Raw genomic sequence first — 12,768 nt, forward strand, 5'->3', positions numbered from 1 at the left:
ATATGAAATACACAAACAGCCTGTTGCCTCGTCATCTCGTGGCAGCAGGCTGGTTTATGGTTGAACTCCTTGGCAAGCATCGGCACACGCACCTACCCTATTCCTGCTCTGCATTCCCCAACGTATACTCACTCAATTTCCCTTCATAGACCATTTGCAATCGTTCACTCTGGCGAAAATCATCCGGTGTCACGAGCGCCGGCAACTTGTTCCATAACTTGATGCCTGAACGCTGTAGAATCTCGGCTACAAATTGGGAACAGAAGTAGGAGTTGCTGAACTCCACCGGCTCCTTGAGCGTAATGCCAATCACACCGAGCAGATTGTACATATATTTCTGGCGACTGCGGATGAAGATGTGCAGCACACGTTTCATCTTTTCCACTTCACGATCCGTGACCTGAAGCTCATATATGACACATGTGGTATTGGGATACTTGCTGTATGTACCTGTCTGAATATCTTCCTTCACAAACCCGCCGTTCAGCGGATTACTCGGATGCTTGCGACCGAAGCTGTACAGTTCGGATAATTCCTTGTCAAATGCGATTGATGCGTGATTATATGGCGCTCGGGTATAGCTCTGAATAACCTTGGTAAACAGCGTTCCTGTATTCGTAAGCAAAATATAGATGGAGCGTTCATCTGTCATAGCAAAATTTCCCCTTATCAAGTTGGCACTATTCCTTCATAATAACATAGGTGCCCTATAATGGAATCTTACTTTGAATAAGCAGGTGATCGGTACGTGAGCAGCTCACTCTTTACTCTAACGTTAATCTTCACAGCTTTACTTGTGATACATATCGTCTACAAAGTGATTGCGAAGCTTCAACCAAGCAAAGACTATTCAGGCATCGGCCAAAAAATCAAAACCTGGTGGGGCATGTTCGTGATCTTCTGCCTCGCTACCCTTTTCAACCCCATCGTGTCCCTGATCTCCCTCATGGTATTGGCATTCTTCTCACTCAAAGAATACTTCTCCATGATTCGCAGTACACGCAAAGCCGACCGCAGGCTGTTCCTATGGGCGTATCTGGCGATTCCAGTCCAGTTCTATTGGATCTACATTGGATGGTATGGCATGTTTATCGTGTTTATTCCACTATATGTGTTCCTGGTGCTTCCCTTGCCGCGCCTGATCAACAAAGGTACGGTCGGATTCCTGCGCAGTGTCAGCTCCACACAATGGGGATTGATGCTGATGGTCTTCGGGCTGAGCCACCTGGCCTATTTCCCGTTCGCCACACCGGAGTATGGGTCCAAGCTGGTACTGTTCCTGGTCGTGTTAACACAGCTTAACGATGTGGTGCATTATCTGGTCTCTCTCTATCTGGGCAAACGAAAAGTGGTACCCACCGCCAATCCGTTTGTCACCTGGGAGGGGTTCGCATGTGCGTTCATTGTAACGACAGCTACGTCTTATTTCATCCATCCCTACCTGACACCATTCGATTGGAAATTCTCGCTGTTCATCGGGGTGCTGATCAGTTTGGCCGGATTCTTCGGCAGTCTCACCGTGTCTGTACTGAAGCGCGATCTGTTAATCGGGGATGACAACAAGTTTGATTCGCTCAAAAAAAGCTACCTGAGCCGGGTCGACAGCCTGACCTACACCTCTCCGGTAATGTTCCACGTGGTCCGTTATTTCTTTGACTTTATGTAGCAACTATATAAAATGAACTAAAAAGTAATTTTTACACTTGCCACTCCGATGACAGAACAACCTTCAGATCGCTGTTATCCCCCGATTTTTTAATTCTTTTTATAAAGGTGAAAATCAGGGGATAAAGGCGAAGTTTATGCTTCCGAAGCAGCTTTCCTTTAGAAAGCTTTTAGCTCCGCTTCTTCTGGATATTTCTGTCCTCTACGTTCTTGTGTAAATCTTTAGTTCATTCTTTACAGATATAGCAACAGAAAGGTCTGTGACCTTGTATTCATACACTTCGAAAAAAGCAGCCGAATGGGCTGCTTTTCCTGTTCAACAAGCTCCAGACTGAGCCTGCATGATGTATGTGCTATTTCAACGTAATTTCCTTCTCGGCCATGATTTCGTTCCCCTCATCATTGGTGAAGACAAATGTGGCTTTGCCACGCTCGCCCTTCATCTCATCCGAGTAGATAAATCCGGAGAATTGTCCATTGCCGCTAAAGTAAAACCCCTCTTCGCCATTTCCACCATGTTCGATGGCTTCCTGTAGCGAATTCACAATGGTCACCGTGTTAGACGTCCATCGCATCTCCGTTAGTGTATAGCCCTTCGGAACTTGTTTAATACCAAAATCAAAGCTGTTGCCCTCGGTCGGTTTCTCCGACTGGTCAATGACGATATCAATCTGCTCAGACGGTTCAGTGGATTCCGATTGAGCCGCAGGCTTGCCCTCATCACCACTCGCACTTCCTTGATCACTGTTATTCTTCGCATCCGCATTTGGCACAGAGCTCTCTCCAGCTTCCTCTATGGGTTGCTTCGATTGTGGATAGGCGTGTTCCTGGACGGATTCGTTATTATTTTTGGCACCACAGGCACTAACGACTAGCGAAATACAGAGCACAGACATGCAAAGTACAGATTTCTTTATATTCATGGTCATCATCTCATTCTCCCTTCATTCATCTACAGCACATACATCTATATCAGTTGAATTAATCATTTACACGATAACGGAGAGGACAGAAACAACCTGAAAAAGCGAAGCTACAAGCTTTCTGCAAGAAAGCTACTTCGAAAGCATACACTTCGCCTACAAGCTTTCTGAAAGAAAGCTGCATCGGAAGCATACGCTATCCCCGGATTTTCCCCTTTGGAAAAGGGAATCGAAAAAATCTGGGGATAACAGCGATTGGAAGGTTATTCTGTCATCGTAGTGTCAGTGTAAATATTCTTTAGTTCAACTTATATAGCACACCACTTATTAATCACTACACCATATCGTCCCTCATGAAGCTCCATTATATGTAAATGATTCATAAATTCAGTATGTGACAGCATTTAAATGAATAAAAAAGAGCTTTGTTCATGACATCATGCACAGATGATTCTATCGATCAAACCCCGGCAAAACTAACACTTCTCCAATCCGGATGGCGTTATGCTCAAGTTTGTTCACTTTCTTAATGGCTTCTACATACACACGCGTGTCCATCTGCTGAGGTTTATGTGCCACAGAGATGCCCCACAGCGTATCTCCCGGAGATACAACGATTCGGTCCCCCGATAACACTTGCTCATCTCCGGCAAACACGGTGAATACAGCACTGCACCCTATGATTATAATTAGAGTTATGGTGGCGATCTTCAATAGCCGGGATGGTGTCTTCACACGCTGCAAGAATTGCTCTTTAATATGCAAGGTGCGAGAATCAGACGTTTTGGTATAAACGGATTCATATATGCTTTTGTACGTAGAATATTTCATTCTAGTCGACCTCCAAAATTTCATTCCGTTAATCTTTAATTTCATGTTTACCTATGTGTTTTTCCTATAACAATGAACAAGATACAATTATGTTTTTCGACACCTAGGTATCTTTGCCTAAGTCGATTCACGATGATAGGTCTATACTACCAGTTCACTCTAAACAAATTCTGAACAACCAAATTTCATCGGGATATTCAATGCAATCTTTTCAATATTCATGCCTGATTTTCGGCGATGCATGCTGTAACGTTTTTCTATAATAGGTTATAGATAAAGATTCTAATGAGGTAAGGACGTGCCCCCATGATTTCTGCTGATCTGAAGGAACAATATTACGAGGCGCTTGTGGCCAAGGATTCGGAATACGAGGGTTTATTCTATGTAGGGGTCCGAACCACAGGTGTGTTCTGTCGTCCCACATGCCCTGCACGAAAACCAAAATTCGAAAACTGCGAATTCTATGAGACGGCTCAGCAGGCACTTCTGGCCTCTTATCGCCCTTGCCAGCGCTGCCGCCCGCTCTCTCATCCCAACCAAGTCTCCGATGTGGTTCGCCTATTAGTCGAAGCTGTGGAGAGAAATCCGGAGAAACGCTGGAAAGGACAGGACTTCAAGGCACTCTCCATCGATGAGTCTACGGCTCGCCGACAGTTCAAGAAGCGGTTTGGCATGACCTTTGTCGAATATGCCCGCGCCCGACGCATGGGGCTTGCCCTGAAGAATATTCGTTCTGGACGCACCGTGATTGATAGTCAATTATCTACCGGATACGAGTCAAGCAGCGGCTTCCGCGATGCCTTTTCACGGATCATGGGTGCTGCTCCCACTCAAGTGCATGAAGGGCAAGTTCTAAAAGCGTCCTGGATTGACACCCGCCTTGGTCCGATGATGGCTATTGCAGATGATGAGGCCCTATATTTACTGGAATTTGTGGATCGTAGAGGCCTGGAACGCGAAGTTGAGCGCCTGCGCAAACGGACCAAATCAGCTATCGTACCTGGTACTACGGCTCCCATACAGTCCATTGAGCGTGAACTAAACGAGTACTTTCAAGGAAAAAGAACAGCATTCGACACAACGTTGTTCTGTTTAGGAACACTATTTCAAAAACAGGTGTGGGAACAGCTAATGGCCATTCCGGCAGGTGAAACGAGGTCATATCAGGAAATTGCCAATGCACTCGGTAAACCGACTGCTTGCCGAGCCGTAGCACAGGCGAATGGGGCTAATCAGCTTGCCATTGTGATCCCATGTCACCGTGTAATCAACGCCAGTGGTGAACTAGGCGGATACGGCGGGGGATTAACTCGCAAGAACTGGCTTTTGACGCATGAGAAACAACAGAAACAGGGTAGCCGCAAAGAACGAAAATGAAGCAATAAAGTACGCATCAAATACTCAAAGGAATACATGATATAACAAAGGAGAGTCATCCTAATATGAGGATCTTAGAAGAGAAAGCAGCGTTGTTCCAACAATACCATGTGAAAGGCAAACCACTAGTTCTGGTCAATGTGTGGGATGCCGGAAGTGCACAAGCCATTCAATCCGCCGGAGCAACGGCCATTGCGACCGGAAGCTGGTCCGTTGCTGCGGCCCATGGTGAGCAAGATGGCGAAGCCATGCCATTCCATCTGGTACTTGCCAATCTAGCACGGATTACAGCGAGCGTGGATCTGCCTGTAACAATCGATATAGAGGGAGGGTATGGGAGGTTGGTGTCAGAAGTGAAGCAAAATGTCCTGCAAGTCATCGATCATGGTGCTGTAGGAATTAACATTGAGGATCAACTTCCCACCGGCTTGGGATTGTACACTGTGGAGGAGCAATGCCCGAGACTGTCCGCCGCCCGGGAAGCTGCCGAGCAAGCAGGCATACCTTTGTTCATTAACGCCCGCACAGATATTTTTCTGCAACATGCACCGGAACACCATAACCATTCCCTGCTGGAGGAAACACTCATGCGTTCGAACCGTTATGCAGATGCAGGGGCCAGCGGTCTGTTCGTACCCGGCTTACAGGATCACCAGTTGATTCAAGAATTGTGTGAGCGTTCACCGCTGCCAATTAACATCATGGTTACGTCTCCTGAGCCTTCACCCAAACAACTTGCCACATTGGGTGTAGCACGCGTAAGCTATGGGCCTTATCCTTACCTGCAAGCTATGGAACATCTGAAAGAACTGGGGCGAAGTATTTTGCTGAGTAGTTCCGAATCGTCATAAGCGATCACCTATGGTATAATCACCCCTACCCAACATTAACTAGGAGGCAATTATGCTTAACGTGGAACAAAAGCTTGAAGTGTTACAATCGTATCCCCAACTGCAACGCAAAGACGTTTCTCTCGGTCGTGTGAATTTCCACTACGAGGAAAGTGCGTATGATAAAAAAATTGTTGCTCTCCACATTCACCCTAACGGTAACGGTTATATCTATGCAGGTCTACTGCCTGACTATGAGACCGATGCTAAAGGATTCGTCAATATTCGCGATTACTCCGAAGCAGATCTGCGCACCTTGTTAGATGAAACGATCCAAGCGATGTCTCACAATCCCAATGCAGTTGAATTCAAAGAGCCAGAACAAATAAAAGCTGCTCCTGCATTGGCTCCAACTTCTACGGGTGGCGGAACATGGGTCGATGAAGATGGACATACGCTGACTTTAAAATATGAAGATGACATGTGGTATGTGTATTCCGGCGATAATCTGGATATGGCCTTTGAAACACGTAGCGAAGCTGGCGAGTATCTCCAAGACGAAGGATTCAAACCACAAGCTCAGGCTTAACACATACACATTCCTTGAATTGAACAGCGATTGATGAATAGTATAATCAGTAGTCAGCAAGCTAAGATGATACCAAAAACACGAGGCGTGTTCGCACTCGTGTCTTTGGTATTCGAGGAATTTTCGCATACTTTCATTAGCCCCGGTTGCTTCATATAACAATATGCTGTCAGTCTCTTTTGGATTTCATGGTAAGCGGCGCATTCTTCATCATCGGGTACGTAGAGAGAAGTAGCGCACCACCTATGAACCCAAGAACAGTAAACAATGTCATGCGATCAATCCCAGCAATCCACAACATAAACTCACCAAGATCACCCAATGTAATAATCAGCGTAATGACCAAGCCTACCCCAAAGAACATAATGAAGAAGTTACGCAACCCCAATCGCATCCAACATACCGTTGGGAAGACAGAGAATCCCAATACGAGAAAGCCACACATCAGATCGATCCATAGGTAGGCTAAGAAATGATATTCGTTTGAATACAACATGCCTGGTTGATAGAGGGTAACGTCAACCATACCACTTTCCTGAAGCAGGTGTATGAGGAAATACACCACATGTAAAATGGCCATGGTACCTGCAACCATCCATACCGAGTTCATATAGAAGGATTTCATGAATTGAATTCGTGTACTGCCCATACCAATCGCAACCGGGAACAGAGTAATGATTCCCCCGATCGCGAACGTGCATATCCCTCCGTACATGGGGCCAAACAACTGCGTGGTATACGAGACATCAAATATGAAACCAATGGCCAGATATACAACAGTGAGCATTAGAGCGATGGATGTAAATATGATCAAATACAAACGCATATCATCCTGAATTAAACGATTGGTGCCTTTTACTGCATTCACGGTTTAACCCCCTCTTGTTTACGGGTCCTGTTAACCAAATAATCCTGTAATGTCGCTTTCTCAATGGAAAGCCCCTGTGCATGAGCGATATCCTTCCACATTTTCGAGTAGGGCTCATCAATCATCACTTTCACAGTCGATCCCATCTGGGAAGATTCGATAACTTTAACATCTGCTGTCACCCGACTAACATCTTCTATTCTCCCTGTTAGAAGAACTCCTTTTTCGCGCATTTCTTCCATAGGCTGATTTAATATCACCTCTCCGGCTTGCAAAACGATAAGGGACTCACATAAAGGCTGAATCTCCTCAATATGATGGCTGGATATCAGGATCAGACGCGGGTCATCTTCGTAACTTTCCAGTAGCGCATTATAGAAAAATTTACGCTTCTCCGCATCGAGCCCATTGGTCGGTTCATCCAGAATAGTTATCTTTGCATGACTGGCAAGACCTAATATAATCTGAGTGGCCGTCTTCATGCCTTTCGAAAATTTATTGATCTTCTTCTTCGCTGGTAATTCGAACACATCGATTAACCGCTCCGCCAATTCCTGATTCCACTGTGGATGAAAATATTGCCCCATTTGAACCATATCACTAACCGTCCAGTTTTTCCCCAAGGGATGATTCTCCTGGATGTAACATAGATGCTCTTGAGCAGCCAGATTATTATAGGGATCTTGGCCCATGATCTGAACGGTTCCACTGTCCGGGCGGTTATGCCCTGCGAGTATACTCATCAGGGTTGTTTTGCCCGCCCCATTTCTTCCCCAGATTGCACTAATGATTGGCTCACTCTCATGCAGCGTAACCTGGTTCAGAACGGGTGTCTTCTGATAACTGTAGTTGACTTGCTCCATATGAATCATAACTCACTCTCCTTATCTTGCTTGCCGCGAATCAGATCAATAATCATGTCTTCATTCATGTGAATACGTCTGGCTTCTTCAAGTAAAGGCTTAATGTATTCTTCATAAAAATCCTGCTTTCGTTCAATGAGCAAGGCTTCTCTTGCTCCCTTCGCAACAAACATCCCAACACCTCGCTGTTTGTATATTATCCCCTTGTCCACGAGTTCCTGGAGTCCTTTGCGGGCTGTAGCGGGATTGATGTTGTAGAAGCGTGACAGCTCATTGGTTGAGGGAACTTGTTCTTCCACCTTCAATCTGCCCTCCACAATATCGTCCATAATCATCGTGGCAATCTGATGAAAAATAGGCTGGGATTCATCCAAAGTCGATTTCATGTGCCTCCAACTTTCATACGTATTCATTAGTTAGTTAGTCGGTTAGTTACTCATGTAACCAACTATAGTATACAAAAACGCAAATGTAAATAGGCGAACTTAATTCATCGTCTTTTCTACCTTGGTTCTATTATATTGATTAATTAGACCGTCCAGGACTACGGATTGCTGGATCACTTCAGGGTGAAGCAGACTGTCGTACTCCATATGCATGCGATATAACAACTGTCTGGCATCTTCGATCCGTAACATCAAATCCAGGCGATCCATAATACCCCTCCCTTTTGTCATATTTTAGTGTATTATGCCAATCAAAAGCGCATATGAGATAAGACATACTTATTCTTCCACTTGAATACACACAAAAAGAACGCTTCTGAAATAAATCAGAAGCGTTTCTCTTAACATTTTATTAAGTTCCAAATCCATGATCAGCAGGTCTCATAATTTCGGGGTTCGGGATGTTAATGTCTGGGACAGGTTCCGTAGCAGGAGCTACGGTGAATACAACGATACTACAGGTAGCTATCAGCAAAGCCAACTTTCTCTTCATTGAGTTTCTGCACCTCACTAATTATCATTTTGTATTGCTGTTTCGCCGTCTCAGATGCAAATTCCCGGTATTGCTCAAACAGTCCGACACCTCTAAGCATACCTCGCCCACTGCTAATTTCAATAGAAAATCTCAAACTATCCAGAACAAATTCTATTCCTAAATGAAACTCGTCCTTCTTTAAATAGTATGCGCCCAAATCTGCTAAAAGTCGTAAATATCGATCATCCGTAACCTGTCTGCTCACTTTACCAATCCGGTTACTCTGTTCCTGATAAGTGAAGTAGGATTCATACTGTTTAAGTACATGATCAATATCCTTATCATAACGATTAGCCGCCGTTACAATATCACAAAGCGCTGGAAATATCTCATTTTCCTTTGTTGAAATATACGCCAGATAATCAGGTAATACCTCAAACTGACCCCCCATTAAATGATATATATAACGATTAGCTTCAGCCCATTCCTGAAACTGATTCATAACGACCATCTCATCTTGATCCGGGTTCCTCACCCAGCGGTTATCCGAATATAAAGAAACATAGTTAAGTGCCCCAGTGTAGTCCTTCAAATGATAACAGGCACTTCCTGCAGCTAGATAAGAGTAAAGAATATAGAAGACAATGGGTCTTTTCGTCTCTTCTTGTTTCCGTCGTCCATTCATCTCATAATGAATGGACGCTTTTACTTTCAATTTTTCAGATAACTCCTGAACCTTGTTCCATCTATGCAATGCTCCAAACGCATTAATGAGTTCGTTAAGTGCATCCAACTGATAACGTTCATCCAACCGATCCACATAGTATTCAAACCGAGCTGCAATAATCAGATTCCGCTGTTGATCATTGGTTAGCCCCAACCTGAACAGCCGATACTGACAGAGTGCAAGCCGCTCGGAATGCTGCATTTTCTCGCTTTCAGCGATGTTCTCATATAGAAGGATGGCCGGTTTGAATTTACCTGCTTGGTAGAATTCTTCAGCCACATCAAATAACAAAGGAATATAGGACAGATTATCCATCATCAGACGAATAACCTCTTCAATACAGTCCAGCTTGTCCAACTCGGCGCAGCGATGAAGGAACGGTCCCAACCTTCGCCAGTCCGGGGTTGCATGTACAAAACACTCATCTATGTATAACTCATAGAAGTAACCTTCTTCCAGTCTCATGGCGGAAGTAATGCGATCCAACTGCTGCATGGCAATAGGCCGATTTTTATTCAAAATATTGCTCAGCGTACCTGAATTAATCCCTGACGTTTCCGAAAAATGACTAATGGACATCTGTTCACGCTTCAAATAACTTTCTAAATGATCGCGTATCGTGGTTGTCGGCTCCAAACGAACACCACCCTCCAAAATAAAAAACATATACAGGATTATCGGTATGCAAAAGTAATTATATGTAATTAAAAAGTATCGGTCAATATAATAATTTCAACTAATTTGTATTAATTACATTTTAATCCTTTAATTAAAATACAGACCCCTATCCTTATTTTATATCGGAAACGTACTCGGCATCAAACCTGAAAATAGACAAAAAACACGAGCCATCTATCGGCTCGTGCTCTCAACTGACTCATTAGTCAGTATGCTCACTATAACTTGCATTTAAGGCAGTATATTACCTGCCGCACGATAAATTTCATACCACTCTGGACGAGTGAGATGAACATCTCCTGCTTTTACACAATCTTGCAGACGTTCAATATTCATCGTGCCTGTCACAGGCTGCATCTGCGCAGGGTGACGAAGCAACCAAGCGATTGCAATCGTTGTATTGCTCACGTCATACTTCGCAGCAATCTCGTCGATCTTAGCATTCAATTCCGGGAACTTGTCGCTACCCAGGAATACGCCTTCGAAGAATCCGTACTGGAACGGGGACCACGGCTGAATGGTGATATCATGGAGACGACAATAATCAAGAATGCTGCCATCACGGTTAACCGCAGCATCGTTCTCCATGTTCACGTTGATTCCACTGTCGATCATCGTTGTGTTGGTAATACTCATCTGCAACTGGTTGGCAACCAGTGGCTGTTTCACGTATTTTTTCAACAGTTCGATCTGGTTCGGATTCTGGTTGGACACCCCGAAGTGACGCACTTTACCTTCGCGCTCCAGTTGATCAAAGGCTTCAGCCACTTCTTCCGGCTCAACCAAAGCATCCGGACGGTGCAGCAGCAGAACGTCAAGGTATTCCGTTTTCAGACGCTGAAGAATACCATCCACCGAATTCAGAATATGCTCTTTGGAGAAATCAAACATTCCTTTGCGAATACCGCATTTGGATTGAAGAATCATATTTTCACGAACTTGGGGATTCATCTGTACTGCTTCGGCGAAGATCTCCTCACATGTTCCTGTACCATATATGTCAGCATGGTCAAAGAAATTCGCTCCAACTTCCATTGCAGAACGAACAAAATGTTCAGCTTCCTTACCGTCTAGTGAATTAATCCGCATGCAACCCACAGCGACTACAGGTACTTCAAGTGTGCTGCTGCCCAATTTAATGGTTCTCAAGATGTTTTCCCTCCATATTCGAATATTATCGTGTATCTTCTTTTGATTGTGACACACATCTGCAATCGGTTTCAATAGATTTATCCTACATTCATATGGAGAAATGATAGGTTCTTGATTCCTGCCTATACTTATGAAAAGAAGAAGTTATACTTCTTCCGGCACGATAACCTCAATATGCCTTGGTAGGACAGTGATATGAATAGGCAGGTCAGGACCTTCCTCACCGTCTACATTCGTGCGAATGGCTTCGTCTGAGCGAACATGAACTTCTTTGGCTGTAAAATAATCCACATCCTTATGCTCCTTCAGATTGCCAAAAAACAGGGAAGTACCTAGGGTCAGGCTGTTGAACACACTAATATTGCGAACAACAAAACAATGGATCAAACCATCGTCCACCTCAGCCTCCGGTGACAACTTCTGGAATCCTCCAACCGAATTGGTCAGCGCCGCCAGAAAAAGAGGAGATTCTCCCTCCCAGATCTGACCGTCATATTCAATGGTCAGTTGATTGGCTGGTGTATTCACCAAGTCTTTCAAACCTTCCTTGAGATACGCGAATGAACCTAGCTTCGACTTCTCTTCCGAGGATACAGAGAATAGAGCTTCGGCCAAAGAACCTGCTGCTACCACGTTGGCAAACAGACGATCATTAATTTTCCCGATATCCACGATATGGGTCTGATCCGAACGTAACTGCCGAATGGCCTCCTCCGGGTCAAGCGAGATATTCAGCGCACGTGCAAAATCATTCACCGTACCTAAAGGTACGATGCCCAATCGGGGACGATGGTTCTGATCCATCATGCCATTAATCGTCTCATGCAGTGTTCCATCGCCTCCGATGGAAATGACCAGATCACAGCCATCCTTGCAGGCGTTCAGGCAATAGCCCACCGCATCACCTTCCCCGGCCGTCTCGTTAATAACTACCTCATACTGCTGCGACTCCAGAATTTCTCTGACTTGAGACACATACTGATCGGCCTCTTCCTTACCTGACGACGGATTGCTAATGATCATGGCTTGGCGCATACTCACATCTTCCCCTCCAAATTGGCATCTTTACTCCATCTTTACCCGTTTCAAGGGTGGGTTGAATAGGGCCAGCAAGGGATGCTTTATTTTTTTTGATAAACATGTCTCTGAAGAGTGCAGAGCAGGACTTGTTTCATATAGAATAGAAGTAAGAGAATACCCCTTATGAAATTTCGTGTTCCTTTTTCCTGTTGACGGGTTAATAACTATAGATGTGTTTTTAGCCGAGTCTGCATACATTAAATTGTTCAATCTACACGCAACACTCCGTAGGCATAACAACCTTCTGTTATGGTGGAAATGCGA

At 44.6% G+C, this 12,768-nt stretch carries 14 protein-coding genes; 4 read left to right on the forward strand and 10 right to left on the reverse strand.

Annotation, left to right across the window (positions count from 1 at the left end):
* Positions 1-97: 97 nt before the first annotated feature.
* Entirely contained in the window at positions 98-652 is a 555-nt protein-coding gene (locus MKZ12_RS29225) for a hypothetical protein (RefSeq protein ID WP_339238756.1), read from the reverse strand.
* Positions 653-748: 96 nt separating this feature from the next.
* Between MKZ12_RS29225 and MKZ12_RS29230 the strand changes: the two genes are divergently transcribed.
* Entirely contained in the window at positions 749-1,666 is a 918-nt protein-coding gene (locus tag MKZ12_RS29230) for a phosphatidate cytidylyltransferase (protein WP_124116831.1), read from the forward strand.
* 352 nt (positions 1,667-2,018) lie between these two features.
* Here MKZ12_RS29230 and MKZ12_RS29235 read toward each other — a convergent pair whose 3' ends face one another.
* Positions 2,019-2,588, reverse strand: coding sequence for a hypothetical protein (locus MKZ12_RS29235; protein WP_339257963.1), 570 nt, complete (start codon positions 2,586-2,588; stop codon positions 2,019-2,021).
* A gap of 453 nt (positions 2,589-3,041) precedes the next feature.
* Positions 3,042-3,419: a LysM peptidoglycan-binding domain-containing protein gene (locus MKZ12_RS29240; protein ID WP_339257964.1), complete on the reverse strand. Its 378-nt coding sequence runs from the start codon at positions 3,417-3,419 to the stop codon at positions 3,042-3,044.
* Between the two features lie 306 nt (positions 3,420-3,725).
* Between MKZ12_RS29240 and MKZ12_RS29245 the strand changes: the two genes are divergently transcribed.
* The 3 genes from MKZ12_RS29245 (at position 3,726) to MKZ12_RS29255 (ending at position 6,215) form a co-directional block, all read left to right on the forward strand.
* A complete protein-coding gene (locus MKZ12_RS29245; protein WP_339257965.1) occupies positions 3,726-4,796 on the forward strand; it encodes a trifunctional transcriptional activator/DNA repair protein Ada/methylated-DNA--[protein]-cysteine S-methyltransferase in 1,071 nt (356 codons plus the stop codon).
* A 65-nt stretch (positions 4,797-4,861) separates the two neighbouring features.
* Positions 4,862-5,647 (forward strand): isocitrate lyase/phosphoenolpyruvate mutase family protein, encoded by a 786-nt coding sequence (locus tag MKZ12_RS29250; RefSeq protein WP_339257966.1) that lies wholly within the window; start codon positions 4,862-4,864, stop codon positions 5,645-5,647.
* 52 nt (positions 5,648-5,699) lie between these two features.
* Entirely contained in the window at positions 5,700-6,215 is a 516-nt protein-coding gene (locus MKZ12_RS29255) for a hypothetical protein (RefSeq protein WP_339257967.1), read from the forward strand.
* Positions 6,216-6,384: 169 nt separating this feature from the next.
* Here the strand turns inward: MKZ12_RS29255 and MKZ12_RS29260 are convergent, their stop codons facing one another.
* From MKZ12_RS29260 to MKZ12_RS29290, 7 genes are all read right to left on the reverse strand, one after another.
* On the reverse strand, positions 6,385-7,083 hold the full coding sequence (locus MKZ12_RS29260; RefSeq protein WP_339257968.1) for a hypothetical protein: 699 nt from the start codon (positions 7,081-7,083) through the stop codon (positions 6,385-6,387).
* Positions 7,080-7,955 carry an ABC transporter ATP-binding protein gene (locus MKZ12_RS29265; protein ID WP_339257969.1) on the reverse strand — a complete coding sequence of 292 codons (876 nt, stop codon included), beginning with the start codon at positions 7,953-7,955 and terminating at the stop codon, positions 7,080-7,082. The genes MKZ12_RS29260 and MKZ12_RS29265 overlap by 4 nt, the downstream gene beginning before the upstream one ends.
* Positions 7,952-8,332, reverse strand: coding sequence for a GntR family transcriptional regulator (locus MKZ12_RS29270; RefSeq protein ID WP_339238765.1), 381 nt, complete (start codon positions 8,330-8,332; stop codon positions 7,952-7,954). The genes MKZ12_RS29265 and MKZ12_RS29270 overlap by 4 nt, the downstream gene beginning before the upstream one ends.
* 99 nt (positions 8,333-8,431) lie before the next feature.
* Positions 8,432-8,602 (reverse strand): aspartyl-phosphate phosphatase Spo0E family protein, encoded by a 171-nt coding sequence (locus MKZ12_RS29275; protein ID WP_339257971.1) that lies wholly within the window; start codon positions 8,600-8,602, stop codon positions 8,432-8,434.
* A 245-nt stretch (positions 8,603-8,847) separates the two neighbouring features.
* Complete coding sequence (locus tag MKZ12_RS29280; protein WP_339238767.1) at positions 8,848-10,230, reverse strand: transcriptional regulator; 1,383 nt, start codon at positions 10,228-10,230, stop codon at positions 8,848-8,850.
* 273 nt (positions 10,231-10,503) lie between these two features.
* The gene (locus MKZ12_RS29285) at positions 10,504-11,421 is read right to left on the reverse strand and encodes an aldo/keto reductase family oxidoreductase (protein WP_253442051.1); all 918 of its coding nucleotides are present in this window, start codon (positions 11,419-11,421) and stop codon (positions 10,504-10,506) included.
* A gap of 147 nt (positions 11,422-11,568) precedes the next feature.
* Positions 11,569-12,459 (reverse strand): diacylglycerol kinase family protein, encoded by an 891-nt coding sequence (locus tag MKZ12_RS29290; protein ID WP_339261563.1) that lies wholly within the window; start codon positions 12,457-12,459, stop codon positions 11,569-11,571.
* Positions 12,460-12,768 lie beyond the last annotated feature (309 nt).

Source organism: Paenibacillus sp. FSL R5-0713 (assembly GCF_037973325.1).
GTDB lineage: Bacteria > Bacillota > Bacilli > Paenibacillales > Paenibacillaceae > Paenibacillus.

Bases quoted from the DNA above. Each gene is read 5' to 3' on its own strand.
- MKZ12_RS29265 (WP_339257969.1), bottom strand. From the start codon at position 7,955: ATGATTCATATGGAGCAAGTCAACTACAGTTATCAGAAGACACCCGTT.
- MKZ12_RS29240 (WP_339257964.1), bottom strand. From the start codon at position 3,419: ATGAAATATTCTACGTACAAAAGCATATATGAATCCGTTTATACCAAA.
- MKZ12_RS29245 (WP_339257965.1), top strand. From the start codon at position 3,726: ATGATTTCTGCTGATCTGAAGGAACAATATTACGAGGCGCTTGTGGCC.
- MKZ12_RS29235 (WP_339257963.1), bottom strand. From the start codon at position 2,588: ATGAATATAAAGAAATCTGTACTTTGCATGTCTGTGCTCTGTATTTCG.
- MKZ12_RS29255 (WP_339257967.1), top strand. From the start codon at position 5,700: ATGCTTAACGTGGAACAAAAGCTTGAAGTGTTACAATCGTATCCCCAA.
- MKZ12_RS29275 (WP_339257971.1), bottom strand. From the start codon at position 8,602: ATGGATCGCCTGGATTTGATGTTACGGATCGAAGATGCCAGACAGTTG.
- MKZ12_RS29270 (WP_339238765.1), bottom strand. From the start codon at position 8,332: ATGAAATCGACTTTGGATGAATCCCAGCCTATTTTTCATCAGATTGCC.
- MKZ12_RS29225 (WP_339238756.1), bottom strand. From the start codon at position 652: ATGACAGATGAACGCTCCATCTATATTTTGCTTACGAATACAGGAACG.
- MKZ12_RS29290 (WP_339261563.1), bottom strand. From the start codon at position 12,459: ATGCGCCAAGCCATGATCATTAGCAATCCGTCGTCAGGTAAGGAAGAG.
- MKZ12_RS29250 (WP_339257966.1), top strand. From the start codon at position 4,862: ATGAGGATCTTAGAAGAGAAAGCAGCGTTGTTCCAACAATACCATGTG.